This window comes from Devosia sp. Z6_126 (assembly GCF_058133495.1).
In genome coordinates this window covers 478690-500001 of the sequence record NZ_JBYUNO010000003.1, presented here as the reverse complement: position 1 = coordinate 500001, position 21312 = coordinate 478690, and the positions used below count along the sequence as shown (strand labels likewise).

Genomic DNA, 21312 nt, shown 5'->3' with positions numbered 1-21312 from the left:
TCAGGCACGCGGCGCGCAGAGGATCACGGCCGCGCCCAGCAGGCAGATTGCAGCGCCCAGCAGGTCCCAGCGATCGGGGCGGATTTGTTCTACCGAAGCCATGAAGACCAGCGAGGCGGCGATATAGACCCCGCCATAGATGGCAAAGGCGCGGCCAGCGCTGTCGGTGCCGGCAAGGACCAGGAGCCAGGCAAAGCTGGCGAGTGCCAGAACGGCGGGGAGCCAGAGCCAGCCATGCCCATGGCGCCAGGCCTGCCACACCAGATAGCAGCCGCCGATCTCGAACAAAGCGGCCAGGGCAAAGAGCGAAAGGCGCATGGTGGTGTTCCGCTGCCGGGCGCAGAAACGAAAAGCCCGGCGCAAAGGCCGGGCAAATCACTTAATAAGGGGAGTGGCTTAGATGCCGAAGCCCTTGAAGCGCTCCTTGAAGCGCGAAACACGGCCGCCGCGGTCGAGCAGCTGGCCCGTGCCGCCGGTCCAGGCCGGGTGGGTGTTGGGATCGATGTCGAGCTGCAGCGTGTCGCCTTCCTTGCCGTAGGTCGAACGGGTCTGGTAGGTGGTGCCGTCGGTCATCACCACGTTGATGGTGTGGTAGTCGGGGTGGATTTCGGACTTCATCGCGGTGCCTCAAATCAAACGGGCGCCGTGGCGCCCGGAGAGCATTGAACTGGTGTTGGCGGCTTCATAGCCAAAGCCGGGGCAATCCGCAAGGGCAGGGGCGGGGCTTTTTGTCCAAGCACAAAGCCGTTGCGAGCGGGTGGCCCAGTGCATATGTAAGGCCCGCCGCGCCACCGTCGGAGGCGCCGCCAAAAGAAGTGGCTGAAGCCGAGCGATGACAGATCAAGCCGTTCCGGCAAAAGCGCCAACCCAGGCCACGCCTTCCGTGCTCAAGCCAAAGCAACTGAACCCCTTGCGGCAATTGCTGCCTTTTGTGCTGCGCTATCCAACCCGGCTGGCGCTGACCGTGCTGTTCCTGTTGATTTCGGCGATCTCCTCGCTGGCGATTCCGGCGGCGCTGGGCGGGGCGATCGATGAGGGGTTTCTGGAGCAGAACCTTGCCAATGTGGGGCGCTATAGCTGGCTGATCATCGGGATCGCCGCAGTCATGGCGATCGCGAGCGGGGCCCGGTTTTACTTCATCTCCGTGTTGGGCGAGCGGGTCCTGGCCGATTTGCGGCAGGCTTCGTTCCGGCATTTGCTCAGCCTTGATGCCCGCTATTTTGACACCCACCGGGTTGGTGAGCTGACCAGCCGCCTCAATGGCGATGTGGCAACGATCCGGGGCGCGATCGGCTCGAGCTTTTCGCTGGCCCTGCGTTCAATCGTGACCATTGTGGGTGCGGTGGCGATGATGCTGCTGACCAGCCCGATGCTGACGCTGGGCGTGGTGGTGGCGGCGCCAGCAATCCTGCTCCCGGTAATCACTTATTCACGGCGCTTGCGGCGCATGTCGCGCTCGACGCAGGACCGGTTGGCCGATCTTTCGGCCATGGCGACCGAGATGCTAGGCGCGACGCGAACGGTCAAATCCTTCACCCAGGAGGGGGTGCAGGCGCGGGCCTATGATGCGCGCAGCGAGGAAAGCTTTGCCGCTGAAGTCGCCCGCCTGACGGCGCGCTCGGTGCTGGTGGGCATGGTGATCTTTCTGGGCACCTCGGCCATCGTGTTCCTGGTCTGGTGGGGCGCCCGCTCGGTGTTCGAGGGTACGGTCACCGCGGGGCAGTTGGCGCAGTTCCTGGTTTATGCGCTGATGGCATCGGGGGCTTTGACCAATGTTTCGGAAGTGCTGGGCACGCTGCAAACGGTTGCCGGAGCAACCGAGCGGTTAACCGAAATTCTCTCCACCAAATCGGAGGTCCGCGAGAAGGCCAATCCGATCAAGCTGCCGCAGCCGCCGCTCGGGACGGTGGAGTTCCGCAATGTGGCGTTTTCCTATGACCCCGAAGGTGGCGAGCCCGTGCTGCATGACCTTAGCTTCAAGGTCGACGCGGGCGAAACGGTGGCCCTGGTTGGCTCGTCCGGTTCGGGCAAGTCGACAATCCTGTCGCTGTTGCAGCGGTTTTATGATGTAACGGGCGGCGCCATCCTCGTGGACGGCATCGATGTGCGCGACGTCGCCGTTTATGATCTGCGCCAGCATTTTGCCTATGTGGAGCAGGAGCCCACCATCTTTGCCGGCACCGTGGCGGACAATATCCGCTTCGGTAAACCAGAAGCCAGCATGGCGGAAGTCGAGGCCGCTGCCCGGGCAGCGCTGGTGCACGATTTCGTGCTCGATCTGCCGCTTGGCTATAATGCGGTGGTGGGCGAACGGGGTGTGATGCTTTCGGGCGGGCAGAAGCAGCGGCTCGCCATTGCCCGGGCGATCCTCAAGAATGCGCCCATCCTGCTGCTCGACGAGGCCACGAGCGCGCTCGACGCACAAAGCGAGCAATTGGTGCAGCAGGCGCTGGAATACCTGATGCGCGGGCGTACCACCCTCGTGATTGCCCACCGACTGGCGACGATCCGCGATGCCGACACGATCCTCGTGCTCGATAGCGGACGCATCATCGATCAGGGCACTCATGACGAGCTGGTGCTCAAGGGCGGCCGTTATGCCGAGTTGGCCAAGCTGCAGTTCCGCGTGGACTGAGGCGCGACCGGCCCTGCTTCTTGGCGCAGCTTTATGCGCCTTTTGATTGCATTTGACCCATCCGTTGCACCGGGTGTTTGCTGGTTCCTATCTAGTATGGCGGTTCCACGTCGAGAAGATTGATCCTATGGCGTCACAGAATGATCGCCGTGCCGTGCCGCGCACGGAAACCAGGCTGGCTGTCACCATTGTTCACGGTGGCGGGGTGGCCCGCGAGGACGGCGACGTCCACAATATCTCGACCATGGGCGCCAAGATCGCCGTCCAGGCGGCCCAAGCCTTACCTGAAATTTTCTACCTGCTGATGCCGGGGCACCGTCTTGAAGTGTGCAAGGTGGTGTGGCGCAACGACAACGAAATGGGCGTGGCGTTCCAAGCTTATGGGTGAGGGGCGTTGGGCGCGACAAACCTGCGGTTTGCGCGGAGGCGACAGGCTGCGGCTGCGCTGGGGCGACAAACCTTTGGTTTGCGCCGATTAGCCTTCGGTGAGCTTGAACTCGATGCGGCGGTTGCGGCGATAGGCTTCTTCGGTGTCGCCGGGATCAAGCGGGGTGAATTCGCCAAAGCCGGCGGCAACAAGCCGGTTGGGCGAGACGCCGCGGGTGACGAGATACTTGGCCACAGAAATGGCGCGCGACGCCGAGAGCTCCCAGTTGGAGGGGAATTGCAGGTTCGAGATCGGGCGCCGGTCGGTGTGCCCATCGATGCGCAGCACCCAGTTGATGTCGGGCGGGATCTCGGTTTCGAGCTGCAGGATGGCATCGGCAAGGGCGTCCAGGTCGGGCGTGCCTTCGGCTTGGACATTGGCCTGGCCGGGATCAAACAGCACTTCAGACTGGAACACGAAGCGGTCGCCGACCACGCGCACATCGGCACGACCTTCAAGAATTTCACGCAGGCGGCCAAAGAAATCGGATCGGTAGCGCGCCAGGTCCTGAACGCGCTGCGCCAGCGCAACGTTAAGGCGCCGGCCAAGATCGGCGATCTGGGTGCGCGATTCGGTGTCGCGGGTTTCCGAGGCCTCGAGCGCGGTTTCGAGCGCGCCGATCTGGGTGCGCAGGGCCGCGAGTTGCTGGTTCAGCAAGGCAACCTGGGCGTTGGCTTCGTCGGATAGCTCCTGCGCCTCGCTCAATTCGGTCTGCAGCCCGGCTATGGTCTGGTCGCGCCCGGCAATCCCGCTGCCGATGCCGGCCAGCTGGCCGGAAAGCTGCTGGTTTTCGGCCTCGGCCCCCGAAAGAGTGGCGGTGAGATTGGCGATCTGGGCGTCAAGATCCTCGGAATTGGCACGTTCCAACTGCAGCAGATCGGTGAGTTCCGCGATCTGGCTGTTGAGGCGGGCAAGCGCCGTGTCGCGGCCCTGCAGTTCGGTGCCCAGGAAGAACTGAGTCAGCATGAACAGGGACAGCATGAAAATGATGACGAGCAACAGGCTCGACAGGGCGTCCACAAAGCCGGGCCAGTAATTGGCTTCCTGCCGGCGGCGCGAGCGGGCTCCCGGCATTGGCTAGTTCCGCCGTTCGGTGTCGCCCTGCGACAGGACGGCTTCGATGAGTTCGCGCAGCTTCTTGTTGGTTTCGCCCTGCTCGTTGATGTGGCGGCGCAGGTCATCCTGCTCGGTGCGGATATGCTTGACGAGGCTATCGATGCCGCGGGCGAGTTCGGCCATGGCGCGAATGGCGTTCTGCGACGAGTTTTGGCTTTGCATGGAGGTGCCGAGCCGATCGATCATGGCCTGGACCTCGGCGCCGCCGACCCCCGCATTGGCCTGCATGGCCGTGACGGGATGATCAAGCTCGGTCATCGAGGTCATCCAGTCTTCGAGATCGGTATAAAAGGCATTCTGAGCCTGGCTGGTCTGCAGATCCAGGAATCCTAGGACGAGCGAGCCGGCAAGGCCGAAGAGGGACGAGGAAAACGCCGTACCCATGCCCGATAGTGGGGCCGACAGGCCTTCCTTGAGATTGCCGAACAGGGACGCGCTGTCGCCCGAGGTGACATCAAGCGCATTGATGACACCCGCCACCGAGGTCACGGTTTCCAGCAGACCATAAAAGGTGCCCATCAGGCCCAGAAAGACGAGGAGGCCCGTAAGGTAGCGCGAGGTATCCTTGGCTTCATCGAGCCGGTTGCCCACTGAATCCAGGATGGAGCGCATGGAGGAGGGCGTGATGATGGCTTCGCCAATACGCTCGCGCAGAATGCCGGCAACAGGGGCCAGCAGAATGGGCGGCCGCACCGTCGTGACCGTGCCGTCCTGCAGCGAGTTGACCCATTTCACTTCGGGGAACAGCCGGATTACCTGCCGGAAGGACAAGAAGATGCCGACTGCCAGGGCGAAAAAGATCATCGAGTTGATGAACGGGTTGGCCCAGAAAAATGCGACGATGGTGGAATAAAGAATCGCGCCGACCAGCGCCACAATCACCAGGAAGATGAGGATCTTGACCAGGTAAACGGTGGGACTGGAAAGATGGTAGGGATCGTATCCTTGCGTCATCTCGGTTTCCGTCGCCTCACCCGTGCACGCCACAAATCATCTGCTGGGGACAGTAAAGAGCGCCAAGGGGTGTGACAACCCTGCGAGTGCTGCAATGGGGGCGGTGTAGCAGGTTTGCCGGGCTTTTCTGCGCGCGGAGGACCCAGCTGGGCGGCTTGGCTCAGGCCGTGGTGTCGGCGGGGCCCTGCAAGCCCGGTGGCGGGGTGGCTGTTTCGGCGTCCGGATCGCGGCCGTGGAAGCGGTCGAGCGTGCGCATGACGGGCGTGACGGTCAGGCCATGCAAGATGATCGAGAGCAAGACCACGAGGGAGACAATGGCCCAGAGCTGCTCGCCGCCAGCGAATTGACCGTGATTGAGCCCATAGGCCATGTAATAGATCGAGCCGACGCCACGAATGCCGAAGAAGGCGATGGTGAGCTTTTCGCCACGCGTGGCCTTGTAGCCGATGAGCCCGATAAGGCCGGTAAGCGGGCGCACGACAAACAGGATGACGATAGCGGCACCGATCTCGATCCAGCCGATGCGCGAGAGGAGGCCGCCCATGATGGCGCCGCCAAAGCAAAGCAGCAGCACCATCATGGAAATGCGCTCGATCTGCTCGGTGATGTCGTGCATGTCGCGCTGGAAATCGTGATTGCGGTGGGCGTTACGCAGGGTCAGGGCGGTGACGAAGACGGCGAAAAAGCCGTAGCAATGGATGAGCTCGGACACGCCATAGGACACAAAGGTCGCGGCAATGGCAATGAGGCCATCGCCCGTCTTGGCCAGCGGTTCGCCAGGGACCTTGAAGGTCAGCCAGCCAAAGATGTGGCCAACGAGCCAGCCGCAGCCAAGGCCCGCCACGATCTCCCAGAGCACATTGTAGGTCAGCCAGTTGACGAGCCAGGGCTCGCCGGTGGCGGTGGCGATGCTAAGCGCAATGGCCAGATGCACGAAGGGGAAGGCAAAGCCATCGTTGAGCCCGGCCTCGGAGGTGAGCGCGAAGCGCACGGTGTCCTCGCCGCCCTCGTGGGGCGGGCCAACCTGCACATCGGCGGCCAGCACCGGGTCGGTGGGCGCAAGCGCGGCCGCGAGCAGCAGGGCCGGGATCCAGTGTAGGCCCAGCAGGCCGGTGCCGACTCCAACAATGGCGAGGATGCCGAGAGGCATGGTGATCAGCAGCAGGCGCCAGGTGATGGCCCAGTCGCGGAAGCGAAAGACGCGGTCGATCTTGAGGCCGGCCCCCATCAGCGCGATGATCACGACGAACTCGGTAAGCCGCTCGGTGATATAGGGGTGGGCGATTGGCGAGGTGTCGATGGGCAACCGCAGCAAGCCGACAAGGGCGGCGCCAATCGCCAGGCACACGACCGGCAGCGACAAGGGCATGCGGCGGAGCGCTAGCGGCAACCAGGCCACAAGGGCGATCAGGAGCCCGGCGCCAGTCATGGCGACGATGTAAAGGTCGGGGGCCCAGTCATTCATGGTGGATCGCTCCCGTCCTGGCGTAGCGTCAACGCATGATAGTGCGCTTGAGTCGCAAGGCTGGAGGGGCTTTGAGCAAATATACCGGTCGTGCAGGAGCGCAACCTTGGGGCTGCCAAGAGGGTTGTGTGCCTTGTTCACCTCACTGCCGCTGATTTTGCGCAGCACGTCGACGGAATTGAGGGGAATAAGTAAGAAGATCGGCGCAATGGCTGCAGCCGACAGCAAATCCCCGGTGGAACACAACACTAATGGCCGACCCTCGTATTCTGACTGGCACCGCTGGACTTGATATCGTTCTGCGGGGTGGGCTGACGCCTGGGCGGCTGTATCTGCTGGAAGGGGCGCCGGGTTCGGGCAAGACCACGATGGGCCTGCAGTTCCTGTTCGAGGGCGTGCGCCAGAACGAGAAATGCCTTTACATCACCTTGTCCGAAACCAGCGAGGAAATCGCAGCGGTGGCGGATTCACACGGTTGGACGCTGGACAAGATCGACCTGTTCGAGCTGTCCTCGGCCGCCGATGTGCTGGGCGGCGGGCGCGAGCAAACGCTGATCCATCCCTGGGAAGTGGAACTGACGGCGACAGTCGAGCTGCTGATCAAGCGGGTCGAGGAAGTGTCGCCCAAGCGCGTGGTGTTCGACAGCCTGTCGGAGTTGCGGCTGCTGAGCCAGGACTCGCTGCGCTACCGCCGGCAGGTGCTGGCGCTGAAACAGTATTTTGCGGGAAAGAACATCACCGTGATCCTGGTCGATGACCTTACCGGCGAGAATGGCGTGCGCGACGCGCATCTGCATTCGTTGGCGCATGGGGTGATTACGCTTGAGCGCAATACGCTCGAGTTTGGCGCGGCGCGGCGGCGGATCGAAGTCCAAAAGATGCGCGGCATCGACTTCATCGGCGGCTTTCACGATGTCACCATCCAGCGCGGGGGCATGAAAGTGTATCCGCGCCTCATCGCCTCCCATCACCATAGTGAATTTCCCGGTACGGCGGTGCCAAGCGGGGTGCCTGAGCTCGACGCCTTGCTGGGCGGGGGGCCGTTGCGCGGCACTTGTACGCTGCTGACCGGCCCGGCGGGGGCGGGCAAATCCACCGTCTCGATCCAGTACGCGATGGCTGCCTGCGCGCGGGGCGAGGCGGTCACCATGTACCAGTTCGACGAGCGGATCGGCACGCTGATGGCCCGGGCCAGGAGCATGGGGCTCGATCCCGGCAAATATATCCAAAGCGGTCTGCTCAAGATCGAGCAGGTCGAACCGGCCGAAATTGCCCCGGGTGAGTTCGCCTGGCGCGTGCGCCAGGAAGTGGAACAGCGCCAGGTCAGGGTGCTGATCATCGACAGCATGAACGGTTATCTGGTGTCCATGCCCGAGGAAAAGCAGCTGCTGCTGCAACTGCACGAGTTGCTCGCTTATCTCAGCCAGCAGGGCGTCTTGACGCTGCTGATCAACCCTCAATCGGGGTTGATGGGGACGATGAGCACCAGCCAGGTCAACATCTCCTATCTCGCCGATGTGGTGCTGTTGTTCCGGTTCTTTGAAGCCGAAGGGCGGTTGCGCAAGGCCGTATCGGTGATCAAGAACCGCGGGGGCTATCACGAAGACTCCATTCGTGAATTGGCGGTGGATTCCCATGGCGTGCGGATCGGGGAACGCCTGACGGACTTCAAGGGGGTGATGACGGGCACGCCCGAATATGTCGGGGCCGAAGGCCGGCTGATCGAGAGCCGCACCGATGCACAACCGGAGTGAGGTGGTCCACGTCCTGGCCCCGCTCGGACGTGATGCCCAAAGCGTGTGCTCGATCCTTGCGACCCGCAAGTTCGAGACCAATGTGCTTCATTCGCTCAACGAGCTGGCCGAGGCGCTGGGCGACGATACGGGCGCGGTGGTGCTGACCGAAGATGCCATGGTCGGGCGCGATTGGTCGGTGTTGGTCAAGGCGCTGGAAGATCAGCCGAGTTGGTCGTCCTATCCGTTCATCTTCATCATCGGGCGGCGCAATGCCGAGTTGTCGCCCAATGCGGCGCATGCCCTGCTGCCGCCCGAGCTGAGCAATGTGATGATGCTCGAAAAGCCGATGGGATCGGCGACGCTGCTGAGCGCGGTGGCCTGGGCACTGGGCGGGCGGCGCCGGCAGTTCCAGACGCGCGATCATCTGCGCGAACTCGAACAAAGTGCTGCGCGGCAGCGGCTGATGACGCGCGAGCTGGCGCACCGGGTCAAGAACACTATCGCGGTGCTGCAATCGATCGTGTCCCAGACCATGCGGCCATTCCCTGAAATGGGGCCGGTCAAGGATCGATTGGTGGAGCGGTTTGCGGCCTTGGCGCGCGCGCATGATCTGTTGCTGACCACCGATTTTCATAGCGCGATGTTCCGCCAGCTGGTCGTGGCGTCGGTCAGCGTGCATGATGGGGACGGCACGCATTTCACCCTGGACGGGCCCGACTTCGAGATATCGCCACAGGCGGCGCTGTCGTTTGCCTTGGTGTTCCATGAACTGGCGACCAATGCTGTCAAGTACGGCGCGCTATCGACCGGGGCAGGCCATGTGAGGGTCAGCTGGGAAGTCACGAGCGGGGAACAGCTCGAGCTGACCTGGCGCGAACAGGGCGGCCCGCCCGTGGCTGAGCCGGCGGTCAAGGGGTTTGGCTCGCGCCTGATCCGCACGACGCTGGCGGGCCTAGGGCAGGTGACCGTCGCGTACCTGCCCGACGGGCTGGATGTGCGGTTTGTCGGCCCCATGGCGGGGCTGACCTATTCGGTGGTGCCGGATTTCGTCGCCGAGGCGCTCTAGATTGGAGCGCCTTACCGGATAGCCTGCAACTGCTTGAGCAGAGCGGGCTGGAGCGCTTCGTTGCCTGCCACGATCTGGCCGTTGGCAACCGAGCCGGTGCTGCCGGCATAATCGGAAACAAAGCCGCCAGCTTCCTTGACCATCAGCAGGCCAGGCGCAACGTCCCACGGTGCCAGACCGGCTTCCCACAGCGCATCGAAGCGCCCTGAAGCCAGCCAAGCCATATCCACCGAGATGGAGCCCGACCGGCGAAGCCCGGCGATGGCGGGGTTGATGGCGGCCACCTGGCGCAGCTGCAGCGCATCATTGGCCGTGCCCTGGGTCTTGATGCCGGTGGACACCACCGCATCGGCCAGATGGCGGCGTGAGGCCACGCGCAGGCGCCGACGATCGTTGAGCCAGGCGCCGCCGCCCTTTTCGGCGGTGTAGAGTTCGTCCATCACGGGATTGAAGATCACCGACGCAACGATCTCGCCGCCCCGCTCAAGCGCGATGGCGCAGGCAAAGAGGGGGATGGAATGGAGGAAATTGGTGGTGCCATCGAGCGGATCGACGATCCAGCGGTGCTGGCCGTCCGTGCCGGCCACTTCGCCGCCTTCTTCCATCAGGAACGCATAGGTCGGGCGGGCCTTGCGCAGTTCATCAAAGACGATCTGTTCGGCGCGCAGATCGGCCTTGGACACGAAATCGGCGGGACCCTTGCGGGAAACCTGCAGCGACTCGACTTCGCCAAAATCCTTGGTGAGCGACTTGCCGGCCTTGATGGCGGCCGAAACCATGACATTGAGGAGAGCTGAACGAGACATGGATCAATCCGCCCGGCGCATATAGGTGGCCTCGGTGGTATCCACCACGATGCGTTCGCCCACCGCAATAAAGGGCGGCACCATGACGCGCAGGCCATTGGACACGATAGCAGGCTTGAACTGGTTGGACGCGGTCTGGCCCTTTTGCACCGGATCGGCCTCGGTGACTTCGAGCACCACATTGGCGGGGAAGCGGATGCCCAAGGGGGTGTCTTCGTGCATTTCGAGCGTGATTTTCATGCCGTCCTGCAGGAAGGCTGCGCGCTCCCCGACGAATTCGCGGGGCAGCTCAACCTGCTCGAAACTGTCCTGATCCATGAAAACCAGATTGTCACCCTGCTCATAGAGATAGGTGAAATCGCGAAATTCCAGTTCGACCTGTTCGACGGTTTCAGCGGAGCGGAAACGCTCGTTGAGCTTGGTGCCGCCAAGGATGGCCTTGAGCTCTACCTGGGCATAGGCGCCGCCCTTGCCAGGCTTGACGTGGTCTACCTTGACGGCGACCCAGAGGCGGTCCTGGTGGTTGATGACGAAACCGGGGCGGACTTCGTTGCCATTGATCTTGGCCATAAACAGATGCTTTCGGTGCGCAATTGTCGGCTTGGGCCGAGCGCAGGTTATGCGATTGGCCAAAGAACGGGAGGGTCGGGCGTGGGCAGCTTTTTGCCTTAGAACGGGACGCGGTTCAAGGGCTTTGCGGAGGAGGGGCGGCCTGCTCGGTAACCGGGGCGGCTCCGGGCATGGGCGAAGCGGGGGCCGCCGCGGCCGGGGCCTGGCCTTCGTCGAGCGGCCCTGGCAAGGATCGCGGGTCGGCTGGCGGCGGCGTTTCGGGCGCCGGCTCGGCACCGGCAGGCTCAGCAGGAGCTGGGGCAGCTGGGGGGGTGGACGGCCAAAAACGGGCGCGCTCCTCGGCGCGAGCAAGCCCTTCGGGTGAAAGCGAGACCAGGAGACGATCAAGGGAGGGATCGCTCAAGCCTTGGCGTCGGGCGAGGGCGCGGTACATGGCCGCGTCCTCAAGGTTGAGCTCAATGCCCTCGCCAACGGCCAGGAGCTTGGCAAAGCGGTTCTGCGCCACCGGATTGCCCGCTTCAGCGGCGGTGCGATACCAGCGCGCGGCTTCCTCGACGTTCTTTTCCACGCCCTGGCCAAGATAAAGCAGGGTGGCGTAGTCGATCTGGGCGGGGACAAGGCCTTGTTCGGCCGCAAGGGCGATATAGCGGGCACCCTCGACTGGATTGGGTGGGCTGCCCGCTCCTTCGATCAACATGGAGCCGTAGTCATACCGGGCTTCAGGCAATTCGGCGTCGGCGGCTTCCTTCATCAGGGTTGCGGCTGTGACAAGGCTGGGGGTGGCGTAGATGCCTTCCACATGCAGCAGCGCCATGTTGTATTTGGCGGGAATATAGCCGCCCTCAGCCGCCTTGGCGAAGAGCTCGGCGGCACGCTTGCGGTCGCGCTCGACGCCAACGCCGTCTTGATAAAGCAGTGCGAGTTCGAAGGTCGCAAGGATGTCGCCATTGTTGGACGCAAGCCGGTACCAACCGGCCGCACGCTCCTCGTTCTGGGCGACGCCCAAGCCCTTGGCGAAGATCTCGGCAATCAAGGTTTGTGCCGCGGCATCGCCTTTTTCGGCGCGCGGCAGCGCGTATTCGAGGGCGGTGAGGAAGTAGCCGCGCTGAAAGGCGCCAAAGGCCTCGTCCACGGGCAGGCGGGGACCGGCGTTTGCGTCGGGAGCGGTTTCGGTTTCCGGCGGCGCGGCATCGGGCGCGGGTGGCGCTTGGGTGCTGTCACCGGGTTCGCCGGCGGGTGGCATATCGGGGGTCGCGGCCGGCTCGTCGGCTGGTGGGGCTTCCGGCACAGGCGCGGCCTCGCCAGGCAATGGCGCTTCGGTCGGGGCTGTGGGTTGGCTGGTCGCCGGTGCTTCGCTCGAAGGCGGCGCTGGGCGTGGCCTGGGCTGGGGCGGCAGTTCCTGCGCGCCGGCCGAAAGGGGCAGGAGCGCTATGGAGAGTAGCAGGAGGCCCCTGATCATGCGGTCACCCCTAAGCTTTGAGCGAATTGCGCCAGTGCCTGAGCCGGAGAGGGGGCGGACCAGATGCTGTTGCCGAGAGCCAGGAACTCGGCGCCGCGGGCATCGGCATGGCCTTCGCTCGCGGCGGGATCGTGCAGCACAGCAGGGATTTCGAAGGTTTCGGCCCACCATTGCGCCAGATCGGGTGCAGCAGCGTCGGGCTCACCATCAAGGGCACCGAACCAGAGGTAATCCACATCGAGTTCGCCCCGGACCATGGCATCATGCCGGGTGGATACCGGGCCGGCACCCACGATCATGGCGGGCTTTAGGGCCTTCAGAGCGGCGCGAACATCGTCCTCGTCGCCGGTGATGTGCACGCCATCGGCACCGAGGCGCTTGGCCAGGGCCCAGTCATCCTCGAGCAGCACGGCGCAGCCGGCGCCTTGGCCGATATTGATGAAGTTCTTGGCCAGCGTGGCATAATCGGCGTCGTTGCGTTGGCCGCGACGCACAAGCAGCGCCGCAACGGGCGCCGCGCTCAGCACACCCATCAGTGCGGCTGGAGCCAACTCGGGCGTGGCAGCGGCGGGCGTGAGAAGCAAAAGCTGAGGAGCCATGGGATTCCGGAACGAGGGGACGCACCGGGGTTGTGGCGCGCCATTGGGGCGACAAAAGGGTCGCTCTCCCATAAGGGCAAACGCGCCTCATGCGCAATGGCGGCAAGCAAAGGCCGGCGGCAGCGCTCGAAAGCGCTGTCGCCGGCCGAAAAGGAGGATGAGGCGCCTAGGCGGCGATGCGATCCTGTTCGTGGGTCCACTGGCCCAGTGCGGCCAGCGAGTTCATGCGGGCGCGATGGGTAAAGGCGGCCTGAGCCTGGGGAAAGTTCTCGCGGCGGCCGGCCCAAGTGCGCAGGGCAACGTTTTGCAGCGCGCGGCCATAAGAGAAGGTCAGCGGCCAGGGCAGGCCCCCGATCTTGTTCATCGCCGAAAGGTGGGAGGTGGCTTCCTCGTCGGTCTGGCCGCCCGAAAGAAAGGCGATGCCGGGAACGGCGGCTGGCACATGCTCGCGCAGCACTTCCACGGTGCGGCGGGCAACATCATCCACGGTCGGCCGATCGCGCGAATTGACGCCCGGGAGCACCATATTTGGCTTGAGCAGCATGCCGCCAAGGTCGACGCCAGCGAGGCGCAGTTCTTTGAAGACGTTCTCGAGCACATCGCCGGTGACCTGAGCGTTGCGCTCCAGCGAATGGTTGCCGGGCTCGCCATCGCCGACGACTTCGGGCTCGACCACGGGCACGATACCGGCTTCCTGGCAGAGAATGGCGTAGCGCGCCAGGGCATGGGCATTGGCGCGGATATTGTTGCGGGTGGGGGCAATGTCATTGATGGTGATGACGGCACGCCACTTGGCAAAGCCGGCGCCGAGGCGGGCATATTGCTCAAGGCGCTGGCGCAAGCCATCGAGACCTTCAGTGATTTTTTCGCCGGTGTCGCCGGGCATGGGGAAGGCGCCGCGATCGACCTTGATGCCGGGGATCACATCGGCATCGGCCATGATGGCACGGAACGAGGTGCCGTCGGCAGCGTGCTGTTCGAGAGTTTCCTCGGTCAGGATCACGCCCGAGATATAGTTGCGCATGGCTTCTTCGGAGCGGAAGAGCATTTCGCGGTAGTCGCGGCGCAGATCGAGCGAGTTGGGCAGGTTGATCTTGGCGAAGCGCTTGGCGATGGTGGGCTCGGACTCGTCGGCGGCAAGGATGCCTTTCCCCGGCTCCATCAATTTTTGCGCGACGGCATTGAGCGACATTGGCATGGCAGTCCCCTCAGTTTCTTTGAGGAGGAAGTTAGACTTCTGCATTAGAAAGTCGATTAGACGAATGGTTATGCAACCAAGGTGGAGGGGTCCGAGTTGATGGACCCCTCCTGAGGTTCAGCGGGTGAGTGCCTGGACACCGGGCAGGGGCTTGCCTTCCATCCATTCGAGGAAAGCGCCGCCGGCGGTCGAAACATAGGTGAAGCTGTCCTTGACCCCGGCATGGGCGAGGGCCGCGACAGTGTCGCCGCCGCCAGCAACCGAAACGAGGCCATTGCCGCGGGTGCGCTCGGCGGCGTGCTGGGCGACCGCGACCGTGCCGGCGTCGAACGGCGTCATCTCGAAGGCGCCAAGCGGGCCATTCCACACGAGGGTCTGGGCGGCATCGATGGCGGCGTTGATCTGCTCGACCGAGCGGGGGCCGACATCGAGGATCATGGCATCGGCGGGAACTGCGTCGGCGGCGACGGTCTGGTTGGCGGCATTGGCCTTGAACTCGGTGGCGACGACGCCATCAACGGGCAGGATGATGGTGCAGCCGGCGGATTTGGCGGCGTCGAGGATGCGGCGGGCCGTGTCGGCGAGGTCCTTTTCGCAGAGCGATTTGCCGACGTCGTGGCCTTGGGCAAAGAGGAAGGTGTTGGCCATGCCGCCGCCGATCACCAGGGTGTCGACCCGGGTGACGAGGTTTTCGAGGAGGTCGATCTTGGAAGAGACCTTGGCGCCGCCGACCAGGGCAATAACCGGCTTTTTGGGGTTGCCGAGGCCTGCTTCCAGGGCTTCGAGCTCGGCCTGCATGGCAAGGCCAGCCGCGGCGGGCAGCAGGTGGGCGATGGCTTCGGTGGAGGCATGGGCGCGGTGAGCGGCCGAGAAGGCGTCGTTGACATAGAGGTCACCGAAGCTGGCCATGCGGGCGGCAAGTTCGGGATCGTTCTTTTCTTCGCCGGGGTGGAAGCGGGTGTTTTCGAGCACATAAACGGCGCCATCGGGGCCGGTATCGATGCCGCGCTGGGCGTTGGAGACGTCGTTCCAATCGGTGAGGATGAAGCCAACGGGTACGCCCACGGCTTCCACAATGGCGGGGACGACCTGTTCGAGCGAATAGTCGTGGTTCACCACGCCCTTGGGGCGGCCGAAATGGGAGAGCAGGATGGCCTTGCCACCGGCCTCAGTGATGCGGCGAATGGTGGGTACCAGGCGCTCGATGCGGGTGGCATCGGTGACCTTGCCGTCAGCAACGGGCACGTTGAGGTCGGCGCGAACCAGGACGCGCTTGCCGGCGAGATCAAAGTCATCAAGGGTCTTGAAGGAGGCGGTCATGCTGGCTCCGGATCTGTGTTGCTGGGGGCGTAGCAGAGACGGGGGAAACGGGGAAGCCGCCTTGTGGGGGCTTCAGTCGGCCCGTTCGAAGAGGCCGGGATAGTTGAGCACAAGACCCTCGCCGTCGAGTTCAAGAACGCGTTCGAAGCTGCCATTGTTGCTTTGGAAGCGGAAGTGGGTGGGGTCGAGCCGGGTGTAGAGCTGTTCTTCGCGCCGAACGGTCATGTCGTCGCCATCGATCCAGGCCATGGCAAAGCGCTGCGGCTGGTTGTCGACCCAGGCGCTGCGCCAGATCGGGAGCGAATTGGTGAGCGGGGTGGGCCAGAGATCGATGTCGAGGCAGCCATTGAGGGAGGGCAGGGGTTCGGCGCGATCGTCGGACCAACTGCCGGCACCGTTGGCGAACAGTTCCAGCACCGCGCCATCGGTGCGTTCGACGCGGATGCTGCGCGCGAGGCCGGCCTCATCGAGCTTGAGGCGGTAGAAGAGGCCGTAATCGGGGGTGATCACCGTGCCCCGGATGCGGGTGCCCGAGCTAGCGTGGATGATGTGGCAGTGCTCGAGGGTGGCGGGATCGAGGCCGCGCCAGCGAATGGACTTGTTCAACATCGCTAGCCCCTGTTGCATGCCGCTCGGGCGATACTAGCCAGCAGAAGATATTGGGCTAGCCGCCCCCCCTTGATCCCTCCCCGCTAGGGGGAGGGTGTCGACTGAACTATCAGTGACTAAGGGCGGAAGGTTAGAGGGTCTTGGCGAGGGCGACGGTGGTGTCGCACATGCGGTTCGAGAAGCCCCATTCATTGTCGTACCAGGACAGGACCGAAACGAAATTGCCGTCCATCACCTTGGTCTGCTCGAGCGCCATGGTGGAGGAGTGGGGGTCGTGGTTGAAGTCGATCGAGACATTGGGCTGATCGGTATAGCCCAGCACGTTCTTGAGCTCGCCATCGGCGTAGCGCTTGATCGCGTCGTTGACTTCCTGGGCCGTGACATTGCGCGAGGAGATGAACTTGAAATCGACGCAGGACACGTTGGGGGTCGGCACGCGGATCGAGACGCCGTCGAGCTTGCCCTTGAGTTCGGGCAGGACGAGGCCGATGGCCTTGGCGGCGCCGGTCGAGGTCGGGATCTGCGACAGGGCCGCAGCGCGGCCGCGATAGAGATCCTTGTGCATGGTGTCGAGGGTCGGCTGGTCACCGGTATAGGAATGGATGGTGGTCATCATCCCCTTTTCGATGCCGAATTCCTTGTGCAACACATAGGCGAGCGGCGCGAGGCAGTTGGTGGTGCACGAGGCGTTGGAAACGACCACGTGATCCTTGGTCAGCTGCTGATGGTTGATGCCGTAAACCACGGTTAGGTCAGCGCCTTCAGCAGGTGCGGACACCAGCACCTTCTTGGCGCCGGCCTGCAGGTGGGCCGACGCCTTTTCCTTGGAGGTGAAGATGCCCGTGCATTCGAGCACGATGTCGATGTTCATCTCGCGGTGGGGCAGTTCGGCCGGGTTCTTGACGGCGGTCACCTTGATGGGGCCGCGGCCCACATCGATGGTGTCGCCGGCCACGGTCACGGTGCCGGGAAAGCGGCCATGTACGCTGTCGAAGCGGATGAGGTGGGCATTGGTTTCCACCGGACCCAGATCGTTGATGGCGACCACTTCGATATCGGTGCGGCCCGACTCGATGATGGCGCGCAGGATGTTGCGGCCAATACGACCAAAGCCATTGATGGCGACGCGAACTGCCATGGGAGGCACTCCTTGAGGAGGAAGGGAAAAGGGGAGGTGGGTTCTCTTACAGCTGCTCGGTTACCGCTTCAACAATACCTTGAGGCGTGATGCCGAAGTATTCGTAGAGTTTGTCGATCGGGCCCGAAGCGCCAAAGGCATGCAGGCCGATGAACTTGCCCTTAGGACCAAGCAAGGTGCCCCAGGAGAGGCTGATGCCCGCTTCCACCGCGACGCGGGCTTTGGCCGAGCCGATGATCTCGTTCTGGTAGGCTTCATCCTGGGCGGCAAAGAGCTCCATGCAGGGCACGGACACGACGCGAGCGGAAATGCCCTGCTCGTCGAGCAGCTTCTTGCCGGCCAGCGCTATTTCGACTTCCGAGCCGGTGGCGAAGATCACGGCCTGGGCGTCGGCATCGCCGGCGAGGGTATAGGCGCCCTTGGCGGAGCGGTTTTCCTCGGTGAACTCGGTGCGCACCGTGGGCAGATTTTGACGCGACAGGGCCAGGAGCGACGGCGCGTCCTTGATTTCCACCGCGAGCTGCCAGCATTCCAGCGCTTCCACGGCATCGGCCGGACGGAAGACGAGGAGGTTCGGAATGGCACGCAGGGCGGCGAGATGCTCGATGGGCTGGTGGGTGGGGCCGTCTTCACCCAGGCCGATGGAGTCGTGGGTCATCACATAGATGACGCGCTGGGTCATCAGCGCCGACAGGCGAATGGATGGACGAGCGTAATCGCTGAAGACGAGGAAGGTGCCCCCATAAGGGATGAGGCCCCCATGCAGCGCAATGCCGTTCATGGCCGCCGCCATGCCGTGCTCGCGAATGCCATAGCGCATGTAGCGGCCGAGGCGGTCGGTGTCGGTGAAGGGCAGAGTCTGGGTGGTGTTGGTGAGGTTGGAGCCGGTGAGATCGGCCGAGCCGCCCAGGGTTTCGGGAACGACGCCGTTGATGACTTCGAGCGCCATCTGGCTCGACTTGCGGGTTGCAACCTTGGGTTTTTCTTCGGTGAGCTTGCGCTTGTAGTCGCTGACGACCTTGGCATAGCCCTCGGGCAGATCGCCACGGAAGCGGCGGTCGAACTCCGAGCGCTGGTCAGCAGGCAGAGCCGCGAACCGCTCGGCCCAGGCGGCGCGGGCCTGGGCACCGCGAGCGCCGGCGGCGCGCCAGGCGTCGAGGGTGGCGGCGGGGATTTCAAAGGCGGGGTAGTCAATGCCGAGCGCGGCCTTGGCACCGGCCAGTTCCTCGGCGCCCAGCGGGGAGCCGTGCACCTTTTCCGAGCCCGCCTTTTTGGGCGCGCCAAAGCCGATCGTGGTCTTGGCCGCGATCATGGTGGGCTTGTCGCTGTTGCGGGCGTCGCGCAGCGCCGCTTCGATGGCGTCCTGGTCATGGCCATCAACGGCCACCGTGTTCCAGCCCGAGGCCTGGAAGCGGGCCAGCTGGTCGGTGGAGTCCGCGTTGGAAACCTTGCCGTCAATGGTGATGCCGTTGTTGTCCCAGATCAGCACCAGCTTGTTGAGCTTGAGGTGACCGGCGAGGGTAATGGCTTCCTGGGAGATGCCTTCCATCAGACAACCGTCACCAGCAAGCACATAGGTGTAGTGGTTCATCACGCTTTCGCCGAACTCGGCAGCGAGCTTGGCCTCTGCGATGGCCATGCCGACGGCATTGCCCACGCCCTGGCCGAGCGGGCCAGTGGTGGTTTCGATGCCTGGGGCGAAATGATATTCGGGGTGGCCAGCGGTCTTGGAGCCCAACTGGCGGAAATTCTTGATTTCCTCGATGGTCATGTCCGGATAACCGGTCAGGTACAGCACCGAGTAGAGCAGCATGGAGCCGTGGCCGGCCGACAACACAAAACGGTCACGATCAGGCCATTTGTGATCGGTGGGATCGAACTTCATGATCTTGGTGAACAGCACGGTGGCAATATCCGCGCAGCCCATGGGCAGGCCGGGATGGCCGGAATTGGCTTTTTCCACCGCATCCATTGAAAGGGAGCGGATGGCGTTAGCCAGATCGTTCTGCTGGGGTGTATTGGTCATTGTCCGCTCGTTTCGGTGGCACAAAAGGCGGGACGCAAGACCGCTTTTGCCAGCGTCCCGAGGCGGGTTCGAGGCATAACAGGTTCGACCACCCTGTCAATTGCCGTGGGTGGGAAGGCCGTTGCATTAGACAGGGCGCTGGGGCACCCTGCAGGGGCTGGAATGATCGGTCGCAGAAAGTGTTGTTGGCGATGAGTGAGAGCGAACTTCAAGACGGGATCAGCGCGGCAGTAGCGCGATTTGATCGTGCCTTGGCGCGACTCGAAACCAGTTCGGCCAATCTGCAGCAGCGCATGCAGCGGCTCAACCGCATCGAGGTCGATACGCAGCGGCTGGTAACTGAGCGGGCGCGGCTGGCAAGCGAGCTGGACAAGACCGCGGCCAAGGCCAAGCGCCTCGACGACAGCGCCCATGAGGTGTCGCGTCGGCTGGTGGCGGCCATGGAAACCGTGCGCGAAGTGCTGGCCAAAGCGGAGTAGGCGATGCCTGAAGTCAATGTCGAGATCAATGGCCGCCGCTATCGAATGGCGTGCGAAGAAGGCCAGCAAAAGCACCTGATTGGCTTGGCCAAGCGCTTTGATGGGGAGGTGGATGCGATCAAGGGCGTGGTCGGGGAAATCGGGGATACGCGTCTGACGGTGATGGCCGGGATCGCCGTGGTCGATGAACTGGCGGAAGCCGAAAAGCGCATAGCGGCGCTGCAGGCTGAAATCGAGCAGTTGAGCGCCGCCGGCCAGCAGATCGCCGGGGAAATGGATGCGCTCGAGCAGCGCTTTGCCGGCAAGCTCGAGCAGGCCGCGCGCTCGCTCGAAATTGTCGCCGGGGTGTTGGACGAAACGGCGGTCGGCCCCCAGAAATAAGTTCAGGAGCCGTTTTTCTGGACGATGCAGTTGCCTCCGGCAGCCATCAAGCGCTCGCATAGGGCGTTGGCTTCCTGCCGGGTAGGGCGGCCTACCATGGCCGAAAAGCGCAATTGACGCCCAAAATTGGGATTGCGCACCGTGATCAGCAGCAGCTTTTCCTCACCCAGCACGTTGGAAAATTTGCTTTGAGCGGTATCGAAGCGGTTGCGGGCGACTTCGCTGGTGTTGTGCTGGGCGATCAACACGCCCCAGGGCTGCCAGGCGGCGTTGGTGGTATCCAGGTTGGGAATTTTGACGGCCGAGGCCATGTCGAGGCAGGAATCGAGGAAGGGGCTTTCGGGCTCGAGGGTGAAGTCCACCGGCTCGGGCGCATCGTTGCGCCAGTAATCGGCGGGGCGGCCGGTGATTACCGAGACATAGTTGCGCGTTTCGGCTGGTAGCCCGCCGGTGCCGGCGAGATAGCGGGAGAGGCGGGCTTCGCCACCGTTGTAAGCCGCAGCGGCAAGGCCAAGATTGCCGAATTTTTCCTGCAGGAAGCCCAGATATTCGGCCGAACGGGCCAGCGCCTGGGCGGGGTCGAAGGGGTTGTCGAGTGCGCGCAGGCGGGCGGTGCCCGGCATGAACTGGGCAATGCCCTGCGCTCCGGCGGGGCTGATGGCTTGCGGATCGAAGCGGCTTTCCTGCCAGATCAGGCGGGCAAGAAACGCTTCGGGAATCTCGTAATGGTTGGAAAAGCGGGAAATGGCGCTGCAGACATCGGCGACATAGCTGGTTGCAGCGATGCAAACCGCCTCGTCATTGAGGGTGAAGCAGGAGCGGGCGGGCTCCTCGGGCTCCTCTGGATTGGCGGACGCCGCGGCGGACCCGGTTTCCACGCCAAGGGCGGCGGGCTGCGCGAGCACCATCAGGAGCAGCGCTGTCAGCCACGCCAGGGATTTCGATCGCCATGTCGGCAAAGACTTCACCAAGTTCATGTCCCGAGCGGCCCCAGAATGCACACCGCCAGAGGGCTGCGCAGGGCTAGAATGAGTTAAAGGGCGGCAGGATCCAAGACGCCATCGGATTGGTCGACATATAGCGGGTTAATTGGCCCGCCGCGATTTGCCAGATTTTGTGCTGCGCGGCCCTTTGCACCCGCCTGCGAAAGGCCTATATGTCGAGCGCTGCCCGGTGCGTGTTGGATACCAATATCCCCGGGGCCTTATCGATCCTAAAGGGAGCTGTCCCTGACCGGGCCCGTGGGCTCGGACATACGGCGCCCACCTACGTAAGTAGGTTCCCGGGATCGCCTATCCCACGGCCAGGGTGGCACCTTATTTTCGCGA

At 63.6% G+C, this 21312-nt stretch carries 21 protein-coding genes and 1 other RNA gene; 7 read left to right on the top strand and 15 right to left on the bottom strand.

Annotated elements, in window-relative coordinates; translation table 11 throughout:
- Positions 1 to 318, bottom strand: coding sequence for a YnfA family protein (locus tag AC3YOG_RS14650; RefSeq protein ID WP_489935609.1), 318 nt, complete (start codon positions 316 to 318; stop codon positions 1 to 3).
- Positions 319 to 396: 78 nt separating this feature from the next.
- Entirely contained in the window at positions 397 to 618 is a 222-nt protein-coding gene (gene rpmE / locus AC3YOG_RS14645; RefSeq protein ID WP_127753982.1) for a 50S ribosomal protein L31, read from the bottom strand.
- A gap of 214 nt (positions 619 to 832) precedes the next feature.
- Here rpmE and AC3YOG_RS14640 point away from each other — a divergent pair, with 214 nt between their 5' ends.
- A complete protein-coding gene (locus AC3YOG_RS14640; RefSeq protein ID WP_489935608.1) occupies positions 833 to 2635 on the top strand; it encodes an ABC transporter transmembrane domain-containing protein in 1803 nt (600 codons plus the stop codon).
- Between the two features lie 127 nt (positions 2636 to 2762).
- Positions 2763 to 3023: a PilZ domain-containing protein gene (locus AC3YOG_RS14635; protein WP_127753980.1), complete on the top strand. Its 261-nt coding sequence runs from the start codon at positions 2763 to 2765 to the stop codon at positions 3021 to 3023.
- 87 nt (positions 3024 to 3110) lie between these two features.
- Here the strand turns inward: AC3YOG_RS14635 and AC3YOG_RS14630 are convergent, their stop codons facing one another.
- From AC3YOG_RS14630 to AC3YOG_RS14620, 3 genes are all read right to left on the bottom strand, one after another.
- On the bottom strand, positions 3111 to 4136 hold the full coding sequence (locus tag AC3YOG_RS14630; protein ID WP_127753979.1) for a peptidoglycan -binding protein: 1026 nt from the start codon (positions 4134 to 4136) through the stop codon (positions 3111 to 3113).
- Between the two features lie 3 nt (positions 4137 to 4139).
- Positions 4140 to 5132, bottom strand: a complete 993-nt coding sequence (locus AC3YOG_RS14625; protein ID WP_127753978.1) for a flagellar motor protein MotA — start codon at positions 5130 to 5132, stop codon at positions 4140 to 4142.
- A gap of 160 nt (positions 5133 to 5292) precedes the next feature.
- Entirely contained in the window at positions 5293 to 6597 is a 1305-nt protein-coding gene (locus tag AC3YOG_RS14620) for a cation:proton antiporter (protein ID WP_489935607.1), read from the bottom strand.
- Between the two features lie 251 nt (positions 6598 to 6848).
- On the opposite strand from AC3YOG_RS14620, the gene AC3YOG_RS14615 reads away from it, so the two are divergent.
- Both AC3YOG_RS14615 and AC3YOG_RS14610 read left to right on the top strand, forming a co-directional pair.
- Entirely contained in the window at positions 6849 to 8351 is a 1503-nt protein-coding gene (locus tag AC3YOG_RS14615; RefSeq protein WP_489935606.1) for an ATPase domain-containing protein, read from the top strand.
- Positions 8335 to 9399 (top strand): sensor histidine kinase, encoded by a 1065-nt coding sequence (locus tag AC3YOG_RS14610; RefSeq protein WP_489935605.1) that lies wholly within the window; start codon positions 8335 to 8337, stop codon positions 9397 to 9399. Before AC3YOG_RS14615 ends, AC3YOG_RS14610 begins: the two co-directional genes overlap by 17 nt.
- Before the next feature lie 11 nt (positions 9400 to 9410).
- Here AC3YOG_RS14610 and AC3YOG_RS14605 read toward each other — a convergent pair whose 3' ends face one another.
- The 9 genes from AC3YOG_RS14605 to tkt all read right to left on the bottom strand — a co-directional run bounded on the left by AC3YOG_RS14605 (position 9411) and on the right by tkt (position 19124).
- On the bottom strand, positions 9411 to 10205 hold the full coding sequence (locus AC3YOG_RS14605) for an inositol monophosphatase family protein (RefSeq protein ID WP_127753974.1): 795 nt from the start codon (positions 10203 to 10205) through the stop codon (positions 9411 to 9413).
- A gap of 3 nt (positions 10206 to 10208) precedes the next feature.
- On the bottom strand, positions 10209 to 10775 hold the full coding sequence (gene efp / locus AC3YOG_RS14600; RefSeq protein WP_127753973.1) for an elongation factor P: 567 nt from the start codon (positions 10773 to 10775) through the stop codon (positions 10209 to 10211).
- A gap of 115 nt (positions 10776 to 10890) precedes the next feature.
- Positions 10891 to 12234, bottom strand: coding sequence for a tetratricopeptide repeat protein (locus tag AC3YOG_RS14595; protein WP_489935604.1), 1344 nt, complete (start codon positions 12232 to 12234; stop codon positions 10891 to 10893).
- On the bottom strand, positions 12231 to 12833 hold the full coding sequence (locus tag AC3YOG_RS14590) for a thiamine phosphate synthase (RefSeq protein WP_172124137.1): 603 nt from the start codon (positions 12831 to 12833) through the stop codon (positions 12231 to 12233). The genes AC3YOG_RS14595 and AC3YOG_RS14590 overlap by 4 nt, the downstream gene beginning before the upstream one ends.
- A gap of 166 nt (positions 12834 to 12999) precedes the next feature.
- Entirely contained in the window at positions 13000 to 14031 is a 1032-nt protein-coding gene (locus AC3YOG_RS14585) for a class I fructose-bisphosphate aldolase (protein WP_489888701.1), read from the bottom strand.
- A 117-nt stretch (positions 14032 to 14148) separates the two neighbouring features.
- Entirely contained in the window at positions 14149 to 15351 is a 1203-nt protein-coding gene (locus AC3YOG_RS14580; RefSeq protein ID WP_489935603.1) for a phosphoglycerate kinase, read from the bottom strand.
- Positions 15352 to 15423: 72 nt separating this feature from the next.
- On the bottom strand, positions 15424 to 15960 hold the full coding sequence (locus AC3YOG_RS14575; protein WP_489935602.1) for a putative glycolipid-binding domain-containing protein: 537 nt from the start codon (positions 15958 to 15960) through the stop codon (positions 15424 to 15426).
- A 130-nt stretch (positions 15961 to 16090) separates the two neighbouring features.
- A complete protein-coding gene (gene gap / locus AC3YOG_RS14570) occupies positions 16091 to 17098 on the bottom strand; it encodes a type I glyceraldehyde-3-phosphate dehydrogenase (RefSeq protein WP_489888704.1) in 1008 nt (335 codons plus the stop codon).
- Positions 17099 to 17144: 46 nt separating this feature from the next.
- Positions 17145 to 19124 (bottom strand): transketolase, encoded by a 1980-nt coding sequence (gene tkt / locus AC3YOG_RS14565; protein ID WP_489935601.1) that lies wholly within the window; start codon positions 19122 to 19124, stop codon positions 17145 to 17147.
- A 191-nt stretch (positions 19125 to 19315) separates the two neighbouring features.
- Here tkt and AC3YOG_RS14560 point away from each other — a divergent pair, with 191 nt between their 5' ends.
- Both AC3YOG_RS14560 and AC3YOG_RS14555 read left to right on the top strand, forming a co-directional pair.
- Positions 19316 to 19603, top strand: a complete 288-nt coding sequence (locus tag AC3YOG_RS14560) for a DUF4164 family protein (protein ID WP_127753966.1) — start codon at positions 19316 to 19318, stop codon at positions 19601 to 19603.
- A 3-nt stretch (positions 19604 to 19606) separates the two neighbouring features.
- A complete protein-coding gene (locus AC3YOG_RS14555; RefSeq protein WP_127753965.1) occupies positions 19607 to 19984 on the top strand; it encodes a cell division protein ZapA in 378 nt (125 codons plus the stop codon).
- 2 nt (positions 19985 to 19986) lie between these two features.
- On the opposite strand, the gene AC3YOG_RS14550 is transcribed toward AC3YOG_RS14555, so the two are convergent.
- The gene (locus AC3YOG_RS14550) at positions 19987 to 20943 is read right to left on the bottom strand and encodes a lytic transglycosylase domain-containing protein (RefSeq protein ID WP_489935600.1); all 957 of its coding nucleotides are present in this window, start codon (positions 20941 to 20943) and stop codon (positions 19987 to 19989) included.
- A 201-nt stretch (positions 20944 to 21144) separates the two neighbouring features.
- Between AC3YOG_RS14550 and ssrS the strand changes: the two genes are divergently transcribed.
- A non-coding RNA gene (ssrS, locus tag AC3YOG_RS14545) (6S RNA) lies at positions 21145 to 21303 on the top strand.
- Positions 21304 to 21312: the final 9 nt, after the last annotated feature.

Bases quoted from the DNA above. Each gene is read 5' to 3' on its own strand.
- AC3YOG_RS14560 (WP_127753966.1), top strand. From the start codon at position 19,316: ATGAGTGAGAGCGAACTTCAAGACGGGATCAGCGCGGCAGTAGCGCGA.
- AC3YOG_RS14585 (WP_489888701.1), bottom strand. From the start codon at position 14,031: ATGCCAATGTCGCTCAATGCCGTCGCGCAAAAATTGATGGAGCCGGGG.
- rpmE (WP_127753982.1), bottom strand. From the start codon at position 618: ATGAAGTCCGAAATCCACCCCGACTACCACACCATCAACGTGGTGATG.
- AC3YOG_RS14610 (WP_489935605.1), top strand. From the start codon at position 8,335: ATGCACAACCGGAGTGAGGTGGTCCACGTCCTGGCCCCGCTCGGACGT.
- tkt (WP_489935601.1), bottom strand. From the start codon at position 19,124: ATGACCAATACACCCCAGCAGAACGATCTGGCTAACGCCATCCGCTCC.
- AC3YOG_RS14605 (WP_127753974.1), bottom strand. From the start codon at position 10,205: ATGTCTCGTTCAGCTCTCCTCAATGTCATGGTTTCGGCCGCCATCAAG.
- AC3YOG_RS14650 (WP_489935609.1), bottom strand. From the start codon at position 318: ATGCGCCTTTCGCTCTTTGCCCTGGCCGCTTTGTTCGAGATCGGCGGC.
- AC3YOG_RS14630 (WP_127753979.1), bottom strand. From the start codon at position 4,136: ATGCCGGGAGCCCGCTCGCGCCGCCGGCAGGAAGCCAATTACTGGCCC.
- AC3YOG_RS14595 (WP_489935604.1), bottom strand. From the start codon at position 12,234: ATGATCAGGGGCCTCCTGCTACTCTCCATAGCGCTCCTGCCCCTTTCG.
- AC3YOG_RS14580 (WP_489935603.1), bottom strand. From the start codon at position 15,351: ATGACCGCCTCCTTCAAGACCCTTGATGACTTTGATCTCGCCGGCAAG.
- AC3YOG_RS14640 (WP_489935608.1), top strand. From the start codon at position 833: ATGACAGATCAAGCCGTTCCGGCAAAAGCGCCAACCCAGGCCACGCCT.
- AC3YOG_RS14555 (WP_127753965.1), top strand. From the start codon at position 19,607: ATGCCTGAAGTCAATGTCGAGATCAATGGCCGCCGCTATCGAATGGCG.
- AC3YOG_RS14615 (WP_489935606.1), top strand. From the start codon at position 6,849: ATGGCCGACCCTCGTATTCTGACTGGCACCGCTGGACTTGATATCGTT.
- AC3YOG_RS14590 (WP_172124137.1), bottom strand. From the start codon at position 12,833: ATGGCTCCTCAGCTTTTGCTTCTCACGCCCGCCGCTGCCACGCCCGAG.
- AC3YOG_RS14620 (WP_489935607.1), bottom strand. From the start codon at position 6,597: ATGAATGACTGGGCCCCCGACCTTTACATCGTCGCCATGACTGGCGCC.
- AC3YOG_RS14575 (WP_489935602.1), bottom strand. From the start codon at position 15,960: ATGTTGAACAAGTCCATTCGCTGGCGCGGCCTCGATCCCGCCACCCTC.
- AC3YOG_RS14635 (WP_127753980.1), top strand. From the start codon at position 2,763: ATGGCGTCACAGAATGATCGCCGTGCCGTGCCGCGCACGGAAACCAGG.
- efp (WP_127753973.1), bottom strand. From the start codon at position 10,775: ATGGCCAAGATCAATGGCAACGAAGTCCGCCCCGGTTTCGTCATCAAC.
- gap (WP_489888704.1), bottom strand. From the start codon at position 17,098: ATGGCAGTTCGCGTCGCCATCAATGGCTTTGGTCGTATTGGCCGCAAC.
- AC3YOG_RS14625 (WP_127753978.1), bottom strand. From the start codon at position 5,132: ATGACGCAAGGATACGATCCCTACCATCTTTCCAGTCCCACCGTTTAC.